This is a genomic window from Kitasatospora purpeofusca, from assembly GCF_000718025.1.
In the GTDB taxonomy this organism is placed as follows: domain Bacteria; phylum Actinomycetota; class Actinomycetes; order Streptomycetales; family Streptomycetaceae; genus Kitasatospora; species Kitasatospora purpeofusca.
In genome coordinates this window covers 1-18,225 of sequence record NZ_JODS01000011.1, presented here as the reverse complement: position 1 = coordinate 18,225, position 18,225 = coordinate 1, and the positions used below count along the sequence as shown (strand labels likewise).

Here is an 18,225-nt window from a genome sequence, read left to right as displayed (position 1 = left end):
GCACCGCGGTCGAGCTCATGACGTCCACCCCGAGGGGACTGTCCGGCGGGGCTTATGACTGTCCGACGATCCGATCGTTGCTCTGGTCATGGGGCGGGGGAGATCCGACCAGGGACGAGTGGGTGTGGCTTGAGCCGTATCGGCCGAAGCCCGGTGGCCGCGGTCGGCGTTGGTGTGACCACCGGCAGGTCATCAACGGGATCCCGTTCCGGGTCCGCACGGGAGTGCCCCTGGCGTCATCCGCCGGAGCGGTTCGGGAGCCGGAAGACGGTTTGCGAGCGGCATCGGCGCCGGTCCGCGGATGGGACCTGGGACAGGGTCCTTCGGGCCGTGCTGGCTGACGCCGACGCTCAGGGGCGGGTGGACTGGGGCATTGTCACCGTCGACTCGACCTCATCCCGTGCTCGCCAGCACGCGGTCGGGGCTCCGCTCCAGGGCCTGACCTTCGGCCAGGCCCTGGACCTCCTCCACCACCTCGTCGCGACACGGACCTGCACCTGCCCCACCTGTCGACAACCCGCAGGGCGGGCCTACGACGCCACCTGACGGAGGACTACTGGGCGATGTTCGGGTTGGCGGGCTGTTCTGAGCCGGGTGTCACCCGGCGGCCCTTGCCGCGCTTGACGAGGACCACTGTCTTCATGGTGACCGCCGGGTGGTTCGGTGTGTAGTACGTGCCCGTCCAGTAGTCGTGGAAGGAGGCCACCGTGCCGATCGTGTACGTCATCGGGTTCGCGGCCGTCTGGCCGCTTCCGGCGAAGGCCTCCATCGTCACTGTGTCCTGGCCGTCCATGCCCACCACCGCTGCGGCGTGGTACTGCGACATGATCTGCTCCCCGGGGTTCATGGCGAGCATCAGGTAGGACTGTCCCACCACCGGGCTGGCGTTGCGGTCCGTCGCCCCCTGGAAGTCGCCTGCGCGGTCGCGGTTCTGCTCGTCCGACATGCCGAAGGCCTTGAGCCCGGCGCTGGTACGGACGTTGCTGTTCGCGCCGTCGGCCAGCTCTCCGACGGCGTTGTGCATGATCTCCTCCGCCGTGTGGAGGCAGTCGTCCAGGATGTTGCGCGCCAGCTCGTGCTCCTGGTAGAGCTCCGTGCCGCCGAAGAGGGCCTGCTGCGCCGTGCTTGTCGGGCGCAGTGCCGGGGAGTAGGACCCGCCGGGCGCGCTGACCCGGATCCAGATCGACGTGGCGTCGTCGTTCGGGACGGCGAAGACGCCGTTCGCCGAGACCGTCATGTTCTGCTGGTCCGGGCCGGCCTGTGCCGCCCAGCGCTGGACCGATTCCTGGGCCGCCCCCCGGCCTGCCCGGCCCGCCTCCTGTGCGTGCTGATCGGTCCTCGGTGCCGCCCCGCTCATGGCGCGGCGCGCGTTGCTCTCCGCCTCCCGTTCGAAGCGGTCGGAGGGATCGGAGAGCCGCAGGCCCGCTCCGTTGTCCGTACCCGCGACGGGGCCCCGGCGCTGCTGGATCACGTGGGTGAGTTCGTGGGCGAGCGTGTGCTTGTCGGTGCCGCCGTCCCCGATCACCACGTGGTTCCCGCTGGTGTACGCCCGAGCGCCGACCTCGGCCGCCGACGCCTTCGCCGCGCTGTCGTCGTGGATGCGGACGTCGGAGAAGTCGGCGCCCAGCCGCCGCTCCATGTCCGCGCGCGTGCCGCCGTCCAGCGGCCTGCCGCCGGCCCGCACCACGTCGTGGACGGCCGAGCGCTGGACCGGCGCATCTTCCGCCTCGTGGCCGCACCCCGCACCGTGCCGGTGCTGCTGCTTCAGGCGCTGGACGACTACCGCGTTCCCCACCGTCGCCTGCAGCCCGAGGAGCCCGGAGGCCTGTGCGGGTGGTGCGGTGACCGGCCTGCGGACCGTCGACCGGGCGTCCTCGGTGGCGTTCGACCTGGCCTTCGCGTGGTTCTGCACCGGTGCTTCCTTCGTCGGCGGATCGGAGCCGTACGTGATGCCTGTGTCCTGCGTACGTCTCGCGCAGGTCCTTGTCCTGGATACGCCGGGCGACCCCGCGGACGCCAGGTACCCGAGGGCAGACTCGACCGGCGGCGAGGGCAGTCTCGGTTCCCTCCCGAAGGACTTGGCCTCAGCCGGCGCCGCATGACGGCCTGGGGCGAGCCCTGCCGCCTCGCGGATCACCAGCCGTGTGAGAGCGGACAGTGCAGGATCCAGGTACCAAGGAGTAGATGGTCGTCGGAGTCGGTGGTGCTTCGGCCGTAGACGCAGCACACGAGGCGCTCGGACATGGTGTCTGCAGGGTTCGCGTTGTCGGGCATGAGCGGCAGGGTGACGAGTGCAGGCCGCTCGGTGCGGGCGATTGTCGCCCGCCGGATGCCCGGCCATGTGGTCACACGGTTCGCGGTCACCGCACCGGTGAGGTCGGCGGCCCTTCCGAGTGCCGATCGATCACACTGCTCCGGGAGATGGGCTGTCCGCCGGCGGGGACTGCGAACTGTCCGCTCACCCGGACGTCCCGAGGTCCGTGGACAGCCGTGCGGCCCGGCGGTCGGGCTGATCGGTGTGACGGGGCTTCGCATATGCTGAACCGATGTCGGACGACGGCGGGATTCCAGGTATCGCGGACACGGGTGTGGAACTGCCTGCAACGCTGCGTATCGCTGGGCTTGCGTTGGAACGGACGGAGAGCCCTCCGTCCTTGGCCTGCTGGACCGGCTGCTTCCCGGAGTCGGCGGGCGGTAACGCGGCGGTTGTGAGTCTGGTGGTCGAGCCGGTCGCGCCGCCTGAGGAGGTTGCCCTCCAACTCGCTCTCGACGTTGTGAGCAGTTTCGACGTCTTTGTCGACCGAGCCGTGCGGTACTGCCGGACCCGGCTCAGGGAGCGGCACTTCGAGCTCACAGCCGAGGAACTGAGCTGGCTGGATCTTCCGGAGTTGCCGTTGGCAGGTCCCGAAGCGGTGGTGTGGGCCGACCGGACCTGGGCGATCCGGTTCACGGAGAGCAGGTTCCGGCTGGCGGACCCGTTCGGGATCCTGGTGACCTTCAACGGCACGCAGCCTGTCGACGTTCAGGGCCTCGAGGACGAGGACGAGGACGAGGACGGGCAATGAGCCGCGTGTCGTGGCATCGCGATCCTGGGGACTGTCGGATGGTCAGCAGGCGGGGCCGGTCGGCGGGCGGCCCGGGGGCCGGGTCGCTGCTCGGTGACCGTGGCCGCGCGGCGGAGGGTCGCCGGTAGTACCGGGTGCGGTGGGGAAGGGACTCTCCGGGTCAGAAGCGCCGTCGGTGTGCGGAGACGAACGAGAAGACGCCGAACAGCAGCAGTCCGACTGCCACGGCGGCGAGCAGCCACGGGCCGGCCGGGGTGTCCGCGAAGGATCGGAGGGTGTCGTCGATGCCTCTCGCCCGCCCGGGGTCGAAGCGGGCCGCAGCCGTCATGACGAAGAGCCCCACGCCCGCGAACACCACGCCGCGCGCCGCGTTGCCGGCGAGCCCGATTCCGGTGACCGCGGCACGGGTGCGCCGGCTCATCGAGGCGGTGTCCAGTCGGCGCAGGAAGGTCCGCCGGGCGGCGCGGACGGTGATGCCCACACCCACGCCGACCAGTGCCAGGCCGGCTGCGCCCACCAGCAGGCGGCCGCCCGGCAGGGCGAGCGCGTCGGCCGTCCAGTCCTTGGAGGCGCGGTCGCTGTTCGACCCGCCTCCGGTACCGGAGGCGAAGGCGGCGGTACCCCAGCAGACCGACGCGTAGAACACCGCCCGCCCGGCGTCCAGCAACCGCTTGCCCGGCTTGCGCCGACCGCCGTCGTGCCCGTCGTGCGAAAGTGCGGCGGCGGCGCGCCAGAGCGTCATGCACGCGAAGCCGAGGACGAGCAGCCACAGGAGAAGCGTGCCGCCGGGCCGGGCCGCGATCTGGCGCAGTGCCCCTTCACGGTCGGCCTCGTCCGGGCCCCGGCCGTCCATCGCGATCCGCAGGGCGAGGTAGCCGATCACGACGTAGACGACTCCGCGGGCCGTGAACCCGGCCCGCCCGGCGGCGCGCAGGAACGGACCGGCCGACACCGCCCCACTGGACCGGGACTCCCGTGCGGTGGCCACCATGACGCCTCCTCCGTATCCGGAGCGCGCGGCGCGCCCGGCAGCCGTGTGCCCCCTTTCCGGCCTGCCACGCACGGCACCCCCGGCACCCGGCTCCACCGTCCTGGCCGCGCTCCGGCCGGGACGTTCCTGCGGAACCGTCACCGGCACCGGCACCGACGCGGCCGCCGCCGCGAGCCGGAACACCGTTCTCGCACGTCCTGCTGTCGTCGCTTCCGGTCCGGTCTCGTGACAGTCGTGCCGGACCGGAGGCCGGGCGCCCTGTTGCGGGGCCACGAAGAAGGAAGCGGGGGAGTCGGTCGGCGGGGGCTCTTCCGCGACCTTTCTCGAACAGAGGGCTCATCACACCGAGGCCGGTCGGCGCCGGGTCCCGTCGCCCGCTCGAGGGCCGCCGGGCCGGCGACGCCTGCGGCCGGCCGTGCCGCGACCGCCTCCGGTGAGTCGTGGTCGGGTGCAGGTCGCGCCCCTGGCATGCTGCTGGGCGCGGCTCCGTTCGGCGCCACCCGAGCGGGCCGAGCGGGCCGGCCGATGGGCAGCGGCAGCGGGTTCCAGAAGTCCAGGAGCCCCAGGTACCCCCGGGAGCCCGGGACGGACGAGCGGGAACGGAAAGGGGTGCGTACATGGACCCGGTGACGAAGGCACTCGACGAACTGCACCGGCGGATCAGCGGGCTGAAGGGCGGCGAGGTCGCCTCCTACATCCCGAAGCTCGCCCGGGCCGACCCCGAGGACTTCGGCATCGCGATCACCAGCATGGGCGGCCGTCGCTACCAGGCGGGCAAGGCCGACACCGAGTTCACCATCCAGTCGGTCTCCAAGCCCTTCGTCTACGCCCTGGCCCTCACCGACCTCGGACCCGACGAGATGCTCAGACGGGTCGGCGCCGAGCCCAGCGGCGAGGCCTTCAACGCCATCAGTCTGGAACCGGGCACCGGTCGGCCGGCCAACCCGATGGTCAACGCCGGCGCGATCGCCACCACCGCGCTGGTCTCGGCGGCCGACACCGAGGCGCGGTCCGCCCGGATCCTGGACTGCCTGTCCGCGTTCGCCGGCCGTCGGCTGGGCTACGACGAGGAGGTCTACGCTTCCGAGGCCGCCACCGGCGACCGCAACCGTGCGCTTGCCTACCTGATGCGCTCGGCCGGCTCGTTGAGCGACGACCCGTACGCCGTGACGGCCACCTACTTCCGCCAGTGCTCGGTTCTGGTCACCGCGGCCGACCTGGCGGTGATGGCTGCGACCCTGGCGAACGGCGGCCGCAACCCGGTCACCGGCGAGCGGGTCGTGGAGCGGGGCGTGGCGGTGCGGACCCTGGCGGTCATGGCCACCTGCGGGATGTACGACGGCGCCGGGGAGTGGCTGCTGAACGTCGGCCTGCCGGCCAAGAGCGGGGTCTCCGGTGGGCTGATCGCGGTCGGCCCGGGCCGGTTCGGCGTCGCGGTCTACAGCCCGCCACTGGATTCGGCGGGCAACTCCGTGCGGGGCGTGGCCGCGCTCACCGCGATGTCCGAACGGCTCGCCCTCCACCTCATGCACGCACCGGTGCACCTGACGGCCACCGTCACCGACACCGGGCACGGCGCTCGGTCCTCCCGTGCCCGCAGTCCGGAGCAGACCGCGCTGCTCAACCGCAGCAGTCGGCGCATCATCGCCGTCGGTGCCCAGGGCGAGCTGGAGTTCACCGAGACCGAGCAACTGTTGGCTGCCGTCGAGGGGGCCGTCCCCGTGTCGCCCGGCTGGCTGGTGCTGGACCTGATGGCCGTCACCGGCATCCGACCGGGCTCCGCCGCGATGCTCGCCGCCGGTCTGGCGGACATCGCCCGACGGGGTCACCGGATCGTCGTCGCGGCCCAGGAGCCGTTCCTGGCCGCCGGCGACGGGCACCCCGACGGGCACGCCGACTGGCACGCCTTCGGCAGTCGCGACGACGCGGTGGCGTGGTGCGAGGATCAGCTCCTCGCCGGCGAGCCGCCCGCCGGCCCGCCCGCTGCGGAGGGCGGGAGCTGACCGCCTGTCGGGGCCGGTTCCGGGCCTGGTGTGTTCGGTTTCTGGTGGTGTGCCGGTTTTCCGGCCGCTGTGCGGTGGGGGTGTCGGTCCTGTTCCGGCCTCCGCGTTCCGGCCTCCGCGTCTCGGCCCCCCGCGTTCCGGTTCTGTGCTGGTGCCGGGTTCCGGTTTCTGTGTTGCGTGTTGCGTGCGGTGCTGGTGCCGGTCCCGGCCACCGCCCCCTGCGCTTGGTTCCGTCGCGGGGGGCGGTGGCGGGTGGTGCTGGTGTGTTAGTGGGTGGTGGTTGCGGTGATGGTGCTGGCGTCGTCGGCGCCACCGGGGACCTCCTGCCAGGTGGCGGTCCACTGGCCGGTGTCGTAGTTGGCGTCCTTGGTGTAGACGCGGCCGGTGGCGCCGAGGGTGTAGACGTGCACGGTGTTGCCGGTGACCGCGCTCGCCACCGCCTTCCTGAGGCCGGTGCCGCCCTGGGAGGTCCAGGTGCCGGACCAGCCGGTGCCCGCGTAGTCGCCGTCGGTGGTGTGGAGCGCGCCGTCGGACCCGACGATGTTCAGGTGGACGCGGTTGCCGGTCGCGGCGGCCGTGATGGCCTCGGCGCCCTCGGCGCCGCCGGGCACCTCCTGCCAGGCGCTGCTCCACTGGCCGGTGCCGTAGTCGGCGTCCATGGTGTAGACGTGGCCGGTGGAGCTGAGGGCGAAGATGTGCATGGTGTTGCCGGTGACGGTGCTGGCGAGGGCCTTGAGGCCGGTGCCGCCCATGGCCACCCAGGTGCCGGACCAGCCGGTGCCCGCGTAGTCCGCGTCGGTGGTGTGCAGTGCGCCGTCGGAGCCGACGATGTTCAGGTGGACGCGGTTGCCGATGGTGGTGGCGCTGACGGCGGTGGCGCCCTCGGCGCCGCCGGGGACCTCCAGCCAGGTGGTGGTCCACTGGCCGGTGGTGTAGTCGGCGTCCTTGGTGTAGACGTGGCCGGTGGAGCCGAGGGCGTAGACGTGCACGGTGTTGCCGGTGACGGTGCTGGCGAGGGCCTTGAGGCCGGTGCCGCCCTGGGTGGCCCAGGCGCCGGACCAGCCGGTGCCGGCGTAGTCGCCGTCGGTGGCGTAGAGCGCCCCGTCCGAACCGACCGTGCTGACACGTGCCTTGGAGGCGGGCGCGGGGGCGGGGGCGGGCGGCGCGCTCGCCATCGCGGCGACGATGCGCTGGGCGTCGGCGGCCTGGGGCTGGTAGGCACCGGGGAAGGCGGAGACCTGGACCTTCTGGCACACGACGCCCACCGGCTGGGTCTTCCAGGCGCCGTTGGGGTAGGCCTTCAGCATCCCGTCCAGGAAGGCGTTGGTGGAGTAGGCCGGGTTCAGGCGCTCCTCGGTGCTGCCCCACCAGGTCTGCTGCTGGAAGAGACCGACGCTGCTCGCGTCGAGGACGTTCGGGTTGTTGCGCAGCTCGGACTCGACGATCGCGGTGGTGACGGCGATGACGGCGGCCTGGTCGGACAGGTCGTGGGCGCGAGTGGCGGCGACGATGGCCCGGGCGCAGGAGAACCGGTACGCGGTCATGGCGTGGGCGAGCTTGCCGGTGAGGACGGTGTTCAGGCTCGCGGCGGCCGCCGAGTCGGCGTCGGTGACGGTCCCGCAGGAGCGGTCGGGCTGGGGTGCGGCGTCGGCGGTGCCGGCCGTGACCGCGAGGGGCGACAGCAGCGCGGCGACGGTGGCGGCGGCGGGCAGGAGCTTGCGGAGCTGCTTGCTCATGAGGATGCGGTTCTTCCTGGTCTCGGGGCCGGGTACGGGGCACGGGACACGGGTGTGCGGGCGGCGGCAGCGGCCCGGGGGCGGGGTGCCCGGCCCCGGGGCGGGACCGCGGGGCCGGGCCGAGGGGGGTGCGCACCGGCGGCCGGGCGGCCGGGCGCCGGTGCGCGCGATGCCTGCGGGGGTCAGAGGCCCGAGGTGGCGGCGATCTCCTGGATGCCGCTGTTGCCGGCCAGGGGCTGGAAGGTGCTCCAGGTGCCGTTCGTGTAGTTGCCGTTCGCGTTGTAGACCCGGTCGTCGGAGCCGACGGCGTACAGGTGGACGGTGTTGCCGACGGCGTTGGCGGTGATCTTCTTGATGCCGCTGTTGCCGGCCAGGGGCTGGAAGGTGCTCCAGGTGCCGGTGGCGTAGTTGCCGTCGGCGGTGTGGACGGTGCCGTTGGAGCCGGTGGCGAACAGGCGCACCGTGGTGCCGGTGGTGACGGCGGTGATCTCCTGGATGCCGCTGTTGCCCTGGAGCGGCTGGAAGGTGCTCCAGGAGCCCGTCGCGTAGTCGCCGTCGGCGGTGTAGATCCGCTCGTCGGAGCCGATGGCGAACAGGTGGACGGTGCTGCCGACGGCGGTGGCGGTGATCTTCCTGATGCCGCTGTTGCCCTGGAGCGGCTGGAAGGCGCTCCAGGAGCCGGTCGCGTAGTTGCCGTCGGCGGTGTACACGGTGTCGTCCGCCCCGACGGCGAACAGGTGGACGGTGCCCCCGACGGCGGCGGCGGTGATCTGCTTGATGCCGCTGTTGCCCTGCAGCGGCTGGAAGCTGCTCCACGAGCCGGTCGCGGTGTCGCCGTCGGCGGTGTACACGGTGCCGTCCGAGCCGATGACGAACAGGTGGACGACGGAGCCGATCTGCACGGCGGAGATCTGCTGGATCCCGCTGTTGCCGGGCACCTGCTGGAACGCGCTCCACGCCCCGGACGCGAAGTCGCCGCCGGCGTTGAAGACGGTCCCGCCCGAGCCGAGCGCGAACAGGTTGGTGACGTCCTTGGCCGCCGGCGCCGGTGCCGGGGCGGGGGCCGGGGTGGTGTCCGTGCCGCCGATCGGGGAGACGTAGCCGCTGATCGACTGGCCCATGTAGGAGCTGTAGCCGAGCGCCGAGTTGTACGGCCCGTCCAGGCGCACCCGCGACGTCGCGGCGAAGTTGCCGCGCTGGCCGCCCTCGTTGCCGCCGATCGTCTTGATCTGGCCGTTGCCGACCTCGGTGACGATGGCGACGTGGTCGGCGTAGCCCGCGCCGTTGTAGTTGAACACGACCGCGTCGCCGACGTGCGGGGTGCTGTGCAGACCGCCGTTGTACTGGCCGAAGCTGCCGGCCGCCGGGGTCAGGCCCGAGACGTTGACACCCGCCTTCGCCCACACCCACTTGGCGAAGTCCGCGCACCAGTGCTCGGGCTGGCCGCCGTTGCCGGTGCAGCTGGAGTAGAAGCCGGTGGTGCCGGCGCTGTTGGTCGCGCAGGCCGTCTTGTAGTTGTTGGCCAGGGCGATGCCCGTGATGTTCGAGCCGACACTGGCGTGGGCCGAGGAGGCACCGAAGGCCAGGCTGACCGGAACGATCGCGGTGGCGAGGGCGAGGGCGGCGCTGCGGCGGCGGGAGGTGAACGCGGACATGACGAATACTCCTGACGACAGGCGGACGAGCGGCAGTGGAAGGGTCGGTCGTGATGCGTGGTGACGGTCCGTCACCGTCCGGGCGCGGGAGAGCGCGTACGGTGGCGGGAGAGGGACGCGGGGTGCCGCGGGGCGGCCGCGCGGTGCGCTGCGCCGCCCGTGGGGCCCGGGTGGTGGCGGTGCCGCCGTCCGGGCGCGGGGCCGTGGCGGTGGCTGCGGTGGTCGGTGGTGGCAGTGGCCCCGGGGGGTGCGCGGGCGGCCGCGGGCGGCCGGGCCGTCAGCCCCGGACCGTGCCGCGTGCCGCGGCGCCGGCGGGCCGGCCGCCCGCGGCGGCGGCGGTGGCGGTGCCCGGCGCGGCGCCGTCGCGGGCGGCGGCCGGCGCCTGGCGGCGGGCCACGGCGGTGGAGGCGGAGGCGGGAGCGGGGGCGGGGGCGGGGGCGGCGCGAGGCATGGCGGTGTTCCTCCGGGAGCAGGGGGTGTCGGTGCGGTGGACCCGGCCCGCGTCGCGTGGTGACGCTTCGTCGGGTCCGCCGCCCCGGAGCGGTGCTCCCTGGCGGCGATCACCAGCTTCGTCGCAGCTCACGGCGGGCGGAAGGGCTCCCGGGTGGACGGAAACGTCCCTGGCCCGTTCCGGCCGACCGGGCCGGCAGCGCCCGGCGCCCGCCCGTGGAGGGCGGTGACCACAGCCATCCGCCCGCCGGTTCGCGGCGCCCGTCCGTTCGTGCTGTGCCCGCCGCCGGTTCGCGGCGCCCGTCCGTCGGTTCGCCGCGCCCGTCCGTTCGTGCTGCGCCCGTTGGCCGGAGAGTGCCGGCACCGGCGTCCGGTGTCGCGGGCCGTCCCGCTCCGGTGGGCCGTCGCAGGCCGGCGACGGCCGTGGTGGCGTGGTGGAGCGGGACGGCCCGCGGTGGTCCGGTCCGGTCGGTGTCCGCCGCGGTGTTCCCGGGCGGGTCGGGTCGGGGTCGGCTCTGCCGGTCCGGCGGGTTCGGTGACCGGGGCGAGGGGGGTCTGCTGCCCGTGGGGGTGGCCGGGTGCGGCGGGGTGCGTGCCGCGAGCCGTGCCGCGAGCGGTGCCGTGGGCGGGTCCGGGCGGCGCGACCCGGGGGGTGCTCCGGCAGCCGCTCGGCGACGGGGCCGGGCGGGGGCGTCGACCGGGCGGGGGAGAAGGCCGGCCCCGGCTTGGTGCGCCCCCGTGCGGACAGCCCCCGCCGGTGCCGCCCCGCCCCCGTGCCGCGCCCGGCGCGGTGGGCCCGGTGGGCGCGGCGGGGTGTGTGTCGGGGGTGGCGGTGCGGGGGCTGTCGGTGTCGCAAGGGGGGTGGGTGTTATCGGTTGGGTGTGTCGAGCGGGTGCCTGTCGGTGCGGCCGGCCGCCGGGTGGGTGCGGTCGGCCGCCGGGCCGGCCACCGGGCGGGTGTGTCCGGTGCGCGGCCACAGCGCCAACTGGGTGATGCCCCAAGTGATTTCGAGGGTGAGGAAGGGCCACAGGATCCGTGGGGCGCCGTGGGCGAGCGCGTAGGCCATCCATGACGAGAACAGGACGCGTGCGACGGCGTCGAGCAGTCCGTGCAGGGGCAGTGGCCGGACGATACGCAGGGCGGCCCAGACGGTCACGACCGAGCCCATCAGGTTGGCGTACAGGGTCTGCCACGTATCGGGTGCGGGCAGGACGCCCCAGCCGAGGCTGTCGCCCAGGGAGGAGAGCGCGTGGTGGACCGGTGTGTAGGTCCAGGGTGTCGCGAATCCCGCGGTGACGGCGAGGTCGTACCAGGCGCTGGCGCGTACGACACGCAGGTAGGAGGGACGTGCGGGGGTGCAGGGGCGGTTCACGGCGGGGCTCCGGGTGGTCGGGGGTCGGTGGCCTCCCATGCTGGACAGTGGAGTACGGTCCAGGGTCAAGTCCACGATCCGGGAGGGGCGCCGGGGCATGCGTATCGGGGAGCTGGCGGCGCGGACGGGGTTGACGAGGGACACGATCCGCTTCTACGAGAAGTCGGGGCTGCTGGTGTCCGGGCGTACGGCCAACGGGTACCGCGTTTTTTCGCCCGGGGCGGTGGAGTGGTTGCGCTACGTGCGCACCGCGCAGGCGCTCGGGTTCTCCCTGGCGGAGATCGCGCGCACCGGTGAGGAGTTGCGCGGGGCGGCGGACACCGCCGGGGCGCTGTCCGCGCTGTTCGAGGAGAAGATCCGTGTCGTGGACGCGCGCATGGCCGAACTCGCGGTCCTGCGTGCCGAACTCGCCGCGCGGGTGGGCACCGGGTGCCCGCTGCGGGCGTCCGGTGCGCCCGGCTGACGCGGCCCGCGGCCACGACGGGGCCCGGCCGTTCACCGGGGCCGCCGACCGGGGCCGCCGACCGGGGCCGCCGCGCATCGGCCGGGACCGGTACTCGGGGCGCCGGGGGCGTCCGGGGAACGGCCGCGTGAGTACCGGGGGCGGGCTTCGTTCACGGTCAGCAGCAGCGGTTGTTCGCCGGTTTCGGCGGCAGTTGGTGCTCGGCAAGTTCGTGGATGTCCGCGAGAATTGACGGCGGTGTCGCCTCGGGGCGGTCGAATTCCGGTGCGTGACGTCCGGCTGGGTCTCAGACTGCGGACATGGATGAAACCACCGATCCCGCGGCCGTCGCGCCTGCAGAGCAGTCGAGTCAGCTACTGGGGTATCCACCTGGTGCGCGGCTGCTGATCGTCAACTGCGACGACTTCGGGATGTATCCGGCGATCAACGCGGCGGTGATCGAGTCGATCGAAGAGGGCATCGCGAGTTCATGCAGCCTGATGGTCCCGTGTCCCGCAGCGCCGCAGGCCTTGGAGATGCTCAGCCGACGCCCTCGGATCCCGTTCGGGATCCACCTCACCCTGGTGTGCGAGATGCCCGACATGCCGTGGGGGCCGCTGACCGCCAGGGAACGAGTTCCTTCACTGCTGGACCCTGCAGGCGAGCTGTTCTCACCGTCGCCCGCCGGACGGGCGGCCTTGCTCGGCCAGGCTCGGCTCGATGAGATCGAACTCGAGTTCCGCGCCCAGATCAACGCCGTCGCCGACGCCGGACTCGCGCCGACCCATCTGGACTTCCATTGTCTGGCCGACGGCGGCCGCGACGACATCCTCGACCTGACCGTTGTGCTGGCCGCGGAGTACGGCCTCGCAGTCCGGGTCTGGCTCGATCCCGGGCGCCGGACGATGCGCGAACGCGGGCTGCCGGTCACCGACAACGACTTTCTGGACAGCTTCTCCCTGGGCCTCGAAGGGAAGGCTGAACGATACGCCCGGATGCTGCGCGACCTGCCTGCGGGACTCAATGAATGGGCGGTGCACCCCGGTCTGGGCGACGAGGAGTCGCGGGCCGTCGACGGTGGCCGGTCCGTGCGCCGGACAGACTACGAGTTCCTGACTTCGCAGCAGGCCCGTGATGTTCTCCAGCAGGAGGACATAGCCGTCATCGACTATCGAACGGTCCAGCAAGTCTGGTCCCGGGGCACGAGCTTCGGATGAGCGGTCCGGCCCGTCACCCGTGCGGGTGACGGGCCGCGCCTGTCGGGGCGCTGAGGTCAGCCGACCTTGGCGGGTGCTTGGGCCCGGGCCCGGGTGCTGGCGAGGCGGTGGGAGTCGGTGCCGGTCTCGATGACGGTGCCGTTGAAGGTGAGGCGGTCGACGATGGCCGCGCAGAGGCGGGGGTCGGTGAAGGTCTTGGTCCAGCCCGCCGAAGGACTCGTTGGAGGCGATGGCGACGCTGTTCTTCTCCTCGCGTTCGGTGAGGACCTGGAAGAGGAGTTCGGCGCCTCGGCGGTCGAGTTCCATGTAGCCGAGCTCATCGGTGCAGAGCAGCCCGACGCGGCCGTAGCGGGCGATCGTCCTGTTCGGCTGCTTCTCGTCGGCGGCCTCCACCAGCTTGTTCAGCAGCTTGGTGGCGAGCGTGTAGCGGAGCAGGTCACCCATGCGCCGGCGGGCTTCACCGTCACGTCGCCGAAGTCGACCTCGGCCTCCATGCCGGGCTGGTGTGTCTGCGGGATGAACGCCCCGGTCGGGGCCTTGCCCGACTCCACCAGGATCTGCGGCTTGCGGTCGGCGACGTAGCGGCGGACCTGCTGGTAGGAGATGTCGGCGCCGTGCTCCTCGACGAGGCGGTGGAAGATCCGGGTGAGCGTGTGCCGCTGCTTGCGCGGCGCGTCCAGGTCGGCCTGCAGGATTCCGTCGATCACCGCCTTGTACGGGTCCAGCGCGGTGGCCCGGGGCGGGAGCTTCTTCCGCGGCTCCGGCCGGACGGAGTCCACGGCCTTCCTGATCGTCCGCCACGACACGTTGTACGTGCGCTCGATCTCCCGCAGCTTCATGCCGTCGCGGTGGTCGCGCCGGATCGCGGCGTACAGCTCGACCTTCGACATCTGCGGCATGACCAGGGCCCTTCACCAGGAGCACTCCCGATGCTGGCTTGGCAAGCACCCCGGTGACGTCAGAACTCGTGAATATCACCCGTCCGTGGTTCGGCGTGCCTCCCAAACTCGTGAACAACCGACTCACGACTCGTGATTGAAGCCGGCCCGCGGTGTGCCGGGCCGGTCCCGCGTGCCGGGCGCGCAGCGAGGAGTACGGGTCCCCTGGGGGCGGCGGGAGCGGGACCGGCGCCGGGGTGTCCGCTGGCGGCCGTGCCACGCACGGCACCGGCGGCAGCGCGAGCGGGAGGCCGAGGCCCGGGCGCGGCGCGGTGCGGGGCGGTGTGTCGGCTCCGGGCACCGGAGCCGGGGCCGGGGCCGGGGGCCGGGGCCGGGACCGCTTCACGCGGACGGAGCCGGTGGAGAGGCGGGCGGCGGTTACCGGGCCGGACGGCGGAGGACGGCCGGTGCCCGCCGATCCTCCCCGGGGCCGCCGTCGTACCCGCCCGTTCGGGTGCCGAACGGCGTCGCCCGAAGCTGCTGGGGAACCGGGGTGTGACACCCGCGGGGGGTCACCGCGTCCTTGGACCCGCAAGGGTGTCGGAGCAAGGGATGACGATGAACCGCAGGAGTGCCGCCCGCCGCAGCGAGGACAGCGAGTTCCGGGAGTTCGCCCTCGGGCGTTTCGACCAGCTGTACCGCTCGGCCTGCATGCTGACCGGCGGCGACACCCATCTCGCCGAGGACCTCGTGCAGGAGACCCTGGCGCGGATGCACGCGATATGGCGTCGAACGACCTGGCTGCCGGGTATCTCCACCGGCAAACGGATCGACAACCCGACCGCCTACGCGCACAGCGTCCTGGTGCGCCGGTTCCTCAGCCACCACCGCCTGCGCAGCAGCACCGAGCGGCCGGTCGGCGAGCTCCCCGACCTTCCCGTCCGCGTGACGGGCGACAGCGACCTGCGGCTCGTGCTGATCCACGCCCTGGCCCAGCTCTCCGACCGGGACCGGGCGGTGCTCGTCCTGCGCTACTGGGAGGACCGCAGCGTCGAGGAGACCGCCGACATCCTCCGGTCCACCCCGGGAGCCGTACGGACACAGAGCTACCGGGCGCTGGGGCGACTGCGCTCACTGCTCGGCGACCGCCTCGGCGACCTGATCACCCGCTGACACCACCACCCGTCACCCGTCCTCGACGGATCGAAAGGCGTAGCACCCATGGCAGAGGAACACCACCCGGACCCGCGTTTCGAGGGCGTCCTCGGCGACGCGTTCTCGGCGGTCGGCGAAAGCTTCCGGCCCACCACCGGCCCCCGGCTCGACGAGGTGACCGCCCGGGGGCGCGCGCTGCGCCGTCGTCGGACGGCCGCTTTCGCGGGAGGTGTCACCGCGGTCGCGGTGATCGGCGTGGGCGGCGTGTTCGCCGCCGGTCTCGGCGCCGCCCCCGCCCGGTCGGGCGGCTCGGTCGAGGCGCCGGCGGCCCCGAGCAGCGCCGCGTCGCCCGTCCCGTCGCCGAGCGTCCTGACGCGGCCCGCGCAGGCGAATCCCGACGCGGTCCCGCCGAGTGCGGAGGCCCATCCCGAGGGGGGCGAGGTCCTGGCCGTGGCCGCGACCCTGCTGCCCGCCGGTCTCGCCCCGGCCGACGCGAGCACGGGGGAGGGCTTCGCCAGATTCAACGTCGATGACGGCAGGGGCAAGAGCGAGGTCCAGGTCTACGTCGCCAAGCAGCCCGCCGGTGCCCCCGACCCGCGGTACGACTATTCCACCGTCCTTCCGGACGGCAGCAGGCTGGTGGTCCAGCAGGGAGCACCGATGTCCGGCAGCGGGTCGGTCCGGTGGTCGGTGGAGATACTGCACCCCGACGGCACCAGGGTCGTCGTACGGGCCTTCAACACCGCGGTCCGCAGGAACACGGCCAAGGCCGAGCCCGGCCGTTCCACCCCGCCCCTCACCCTCGACCAGCTCAGGGCCATCGCGACCAGCCCCACCTGGCTGCAGCACAGCGGCAAGAAGTAGAACCACACGGCCCGCCCCGCGGGCCGGCCCGGGCGGGGAGGGCCTGTGCCTGTTCCCCGGTGCGCGAGGGCGGGGCAGGGGCCGGCGGGGGCAGGTGCGGCGGCGGTTGCGAAGGAGGAAGGCCTCGGTCGGATCCTGCGTCGTCGGGGTTGCCGCGAGCGGCGCCCGCGGCTGCGGCGGGGTGTCCGCGCGGCAGGCGATCTCGTTGCGGACCAGGACGTCCGGGTCCTCGGTCAGCGGGTCGCGGCGCGCTGCGGGGAGTTCGGGGTGGGCGGCGACGGCACGGCGCACACCGGGATCCGGATCGCGGGCCGGTTCCGGGGGCGGGGGTGAGCGCCTGGCGGTGGCGGCGCGCGGGCCCTGTCGGAACTGCGCGCCCGTCCCGGAGCGCCGCCCGCCCCGGCGCGCCCACCGGCCGACGCGCGTCCGCACGGTCGGCGCGCGTCCGCACGGTCGGCGCGACAGCGCGCCACCTGCGGACCGGATCGTCCGGGGCGGTACGGCGATGTCCCGTCGCACGTGGTCCTGACCGTTCGTCCGGTGCGACGTCGAGGCGCCACCAGGCGGCGGTCCGGTTCTCCGCGAGAGACTCGGTGCGGTGCGGCGGTGCCGGCCGCCGCTCGATGCCGATCGCGGGATCGCCTTCGATCCGGCTCCGGCGCTGCCGCCGGCCGATCGCGTCGCGGACGGCGGACGGCGGACGGCGGACGGCGGACGGCTTCCGGCCGACGGTGCCGGTGTCCGCCCCGCCCGCGCCGCCGGGGCCCGGGGTCTTCGCCGGTGGCGGGTCGTCGGTCGCGGGAAAGGGGGGCGGGAGGCGTCGCGCCCCGGCGGGCGGGCGGGTGGGGCGGCGCCGGGTCCGTCGGTGGGTATCCGTCCCCCGGGTCGTGAGGGAGTTGCGGTTGATCCGCGCGCAGGGGTACGGCCCGGGCGTGCGGCCACCGCAGCGCGGCCCCGCCCCCCCGAGTCCGATGGTCGCGACCTCCCGCGGTTCGGCGCCGCCGGGGTGGACGTGCACACCTGGCTCCGTCGGCCGGAGCGCGCCGCCGCGGGTCGCGACGATCACGGCGGGGGCTCCGCCACGGCGGAGCCGGGCGTTTGCTGCGGCGGTCGCGAACGCGCTTCCGGTTCCGCGATCGCGGGTTGGCCCGTGTGCGGTTCCGCTGTGTGCAGTCGAGGGGGAGGGGCTGTCAGTGTCCGGGGCCGGTGTGCTTGCCCGGGTCGTGTGCCGGGGCGTGTGCCGGGTCCTGGGTCACGGGCAGGCACTCGGTGAGCAGGTCGAGGACGTCGCGCCAGGCCCGTTGTGCGTGGCGTGGGTGGTGGCCGACGCCGGGGACGGTGGGGTGGTCGACCGGGGGGTGGTGGAAGGCGTGCAGGGCGCCGCCGTAGACGGTCAGGCGCCAGTCGACGCCTGCGGCCTGCATCTCGGCGGTGAACGCCTCGCGTTGCGCGGGCGCCATGATGGGGTCCTGGGAGCCGACGCCGGCCCACACCGGGCAGCGGATGTTGGCCGCCTCGCCCGGCCGGCCGGTGGTCGTTGCGTTGACCGTTCCGATCGCGTGCAGGTCGGCGCCGGCGCGCCCGAGTTCCAGGGCGACGGCGCCCCCGGTTCCGTAGCCGACGGCGGCGATCCGCTCGGGGTCGGTGCGCGGTTCGGCGCGCAGCACCCGGAGCGCCGCGTGGCCGATGTCGCGCATCCGGTCGGGATCGGCGAGCAGCGGCAGGCAGCGGGCCAGCATCTGTCCGGGGTTGCCCAGGTAGCGTCCGCCGTGGAGGTCGAAGGCCAGTGCCACGTACCCCAGTTCGGCGAGGGCGTCGGCCCGGCGGCGCTCGACGTCGCCCAGGCCCGTGCCCTCCGGTCCGATCAGCACCGCTGGCCGGGGCCCGGTGCCGGCCGGGAGCGCGAGGTGCCCGGTCATCGTCAGACCGTCCGCCGGGTACTCGACCGTGCGTGTCGAAATCGTCGTCATGGGACCGGACTGTAGTGATCGCCGGGCCCCGTCCGGCCGTGTTCCGCCACCGGAACAGCGCGGGTGCCTGCGCAGGACGGCGGGTGCCCGCGGGAACCGTCGCCGGCCCCGTTCCCGCGGCGGCGCCGCCGGGCCACCTGCCGCACCACCTTGCCGGGGCCGGGGTGTCGAAGGCCGGCCCCGCGGCGGCACTCCGGGCTGTTGCGGCCCGCTCCCGCGGAGGGCGTCACCGGCCGGTTCGCCTCGCGCTCCGGGCGGCCCGGCGGAGGCCGGCCCGGCGGGGCCGGCCCGGCCGGGGTCGGCGCGGGAGCCCGCGAGCCTCACCGGCGGCCGCGCGGGCCCGGGGACCGTGGCGTCGCCGAACCGGTGGCGCCGCTGCCGAGGGGCCGGCCCCTGACCGCGGAACAGTTCCGCGGCGCGCACCGGC

Annotated in this window: 14 protein-coding genes and 2 pseudogenes; 7 read left to right on the top strand and 9 right to left on the bottom strand. The window is 73.8% G+C overall.

Annotated features, from left to right (window positions below; all coding sequences use genetic code 11):
- Positions 1 to 77 precede the first annotated feature (77 nt).
- Positions 78 to 426: pseudogene (locus IF01_RS50010) on the top strand (transposase); the annotation flags it as partial.
- A 127-nt stretch (positions 427 to 553) separates the two neighbouring features.
- On the opposite strand, the gene IF01_RS50005 reads toward IF01_RS50010, so the two are convergent.
- Positions 554 to 1,912, bottom strand: coding sequence for an eCIS core domain-containing protein (locus IF01_RS50005; protein ID WP_051755543.1), 1,359 nt, complete (start codon positions 1,910 to 1,912; stop codon positions 554 to 556).
- Positions 1,913 to 2,546: 634 nt separating this feature from the next.
- On the opposite strand from IF01_RS50005, the gene IF01_RS0117260 reads away from it, so the two are divergent.
- Positions 2,547 to 3,065, top strand: a complete 519-nt coding sequence (locus IF01_RS0117260; RefSeq protein ID WP_208624323.1) for a hypothetical protein — start codon at positions 2,547 to 2,549, stop codon at positions 3,063 to 3,065.
- A gap of 160 nt (positions 3,066 to 3,225) precedes the next feature.
- Here IF01_RS0117260 and IF01_RS0117255 read toward each other — a convergent pair whose 3' ends face one another.
- A complete protein-coding gene (locus IF01_RS0117255) occupies positions 3,226 to 4,056 on the bottom strand; it encodes a DUF1206 domain-containing protein (RefSeq protein WP_078880042.1) in 831 nt (276 codons plus the stop codon).
- A gap of 617 nt (positions 4,057 to 4,673) precedes the next feature.
- On the opposite strand from IF01_RS0117255, the gene glsA reads away from it, so the two are divergent.
- Entirely contained in the window at positions 4,674 to 6,059 is a 1,386-nt protein-coding gene (glsA, locus tag IF01_RS0117250) for a glutaminase A (RefSeq protein WP_051755539.1), read from the top strand.
- 266 nt (positions 6,060 to 6,325) lie between these two features.
- Here glsA and IF01_RS43970 read toward each other — a convergent pair whose 3' ends face one another.
- The 4 genes from IF01_RS43970 to IF01_RS0117230 form a co-directional block, all read right to left on the bottom strand.
- A complete protein-coding gene (locus tag IF01_RS43970; RefSeq protein WP_051755537.1) occupies positions 6,326 to 7,795 on the bottom strand; it encodes a PLL family lectin in 1,470 nt (489 codons plus the stop codon).
- A gap of 182 nt (positions 7,796 to 7,977) precedes the next feature.
- On the bottom strand, positions 7,978 to 9,450 hold the full coding sequence (locus IF01_RS51015; protein WP_030394320.1) for a DUF8189 domain-containing protein: 1,473 nt from the start codon (positions 9,448 to 9,450) through the stop codon (positions 7,978 to 7,980).
- Positions 9,451 to 9,727: 277 nt separating this feature from the next.
- A complete protein-coding gene (locus IF01_RS48285) occupies positions 9,728 to 9,901 on the bottom strand; it encodes a hypothetical protein (protein ID WP_157855253.1) in 174 nt (57 codons plus the stop codon).
- Positions 9,902 to 10,768: 867 nt separating this feature from the next.
- Positions 10,769 to 11,272, bottom strand: coding sequence for a hypothetical protein (locus tag IF01_RS0117230; protein ID WP_051755536.1), 504 nt, complete (start codon positions 11,270 to 11,272; stop codon positions 10,769 to 10,771).
- A gap of 97 nt (positions 11,273 to 11,369) precedes the next feature.
- On the opposite strand from IF01_RS0117230, the gene IF01_RS0117225 reads away from it, so the two are divergent.
- Positions 11,370 to 11,735: a MerR family transcriptional regulator gene (locus tag IF01_RS0117225; protein WP_030394318.1), complete on the top strand. Its 366-nt coding sequence runs from the start codon at positions 11,370 to 11,372 to the stop codon at positions 11,733 to 11,735.
- A 299-nt stretch (positions 11,736 to 12,034) separates the two neighbouring features.
- Complete coding sequence (locus IF01_RS0117220) at positions 12,035 to 12,931, top strand: polysaccharide deacetylase family protein (RefSeq protein WP_030394317.1); 897 nt, start codon at positions 12,035 to 12,037, stop codon at positions 12,929 to 12,931.
- A gap of 56 nt (positions 12,932 to 12,987) precedes the next feature.
- On the opposite strand, the pseudogene IF01_RS45560 reads toward IF01_RS0117220, so the two are convergent.
- Positions 12,988 to 13,366: pseudogene (locus IF01_RS45560) on the bottom strand (ATP-binding protein); the annotation flags it as partial.
- Entirely contained in the window at positions 13,333 to 13,770 is a 438-nt protein-coding gene (locus IF01_RS0117215) for a hypothetical protein (RefSeq protein WP_510991190.1), read from the bottom strand. The gene IF01_RS0117215 and the pseudogene IF01_RS45560, both read right to left, overlap by 34 nt.
- 657 nt (positions 13,771 to 14,427) lie before the next feature.
- Here IF01_RS0117215 and IF01_RS0117210 point away from each other — a divergent pair.
- Positions 14,428 to 14,982: a SigE family RNA polymerase sigma factor gene (locus tag IF01_RS0117210; protein ID WP_030394315.1), complete on the top strand. Its 555-nt coding sequence runs from the start codon at positions 14,428 to 14,430 to the stop codon at positions 14,980 to 14,982.
- Positions 14,983 to 15,030: 48 nt separating this feature from the next.
- Complete coding sequence (locus IF01_RS43960; RefSeq protein WP_030394314.1) at positions 15,031 to 15,828, top strand: hypothetical protein; 798 nt, start codon at positions 15,031 to 15,033, stop codon at positions 15,826 to 15,828.
- 1,190 nt (positions 15,829 to 17,018) lie between these two features.
- Here IF01_RS43960 and IF01_RS0117195 read toward each other — a convergent pair.
- Complete coding sequence (locus IF01_RS0117195) at positions 17,019 to 17,798, bottom strand: dienelactone hydrolase family protein (RefSeq protein WP_030394312.1); 780 nt, start codon at positions 17,796 to 17,798, stop codon at positions 17,019 to 17,021.
- Positions 17,799 to 18,225 lie beyond the last annotated feature (427 nt).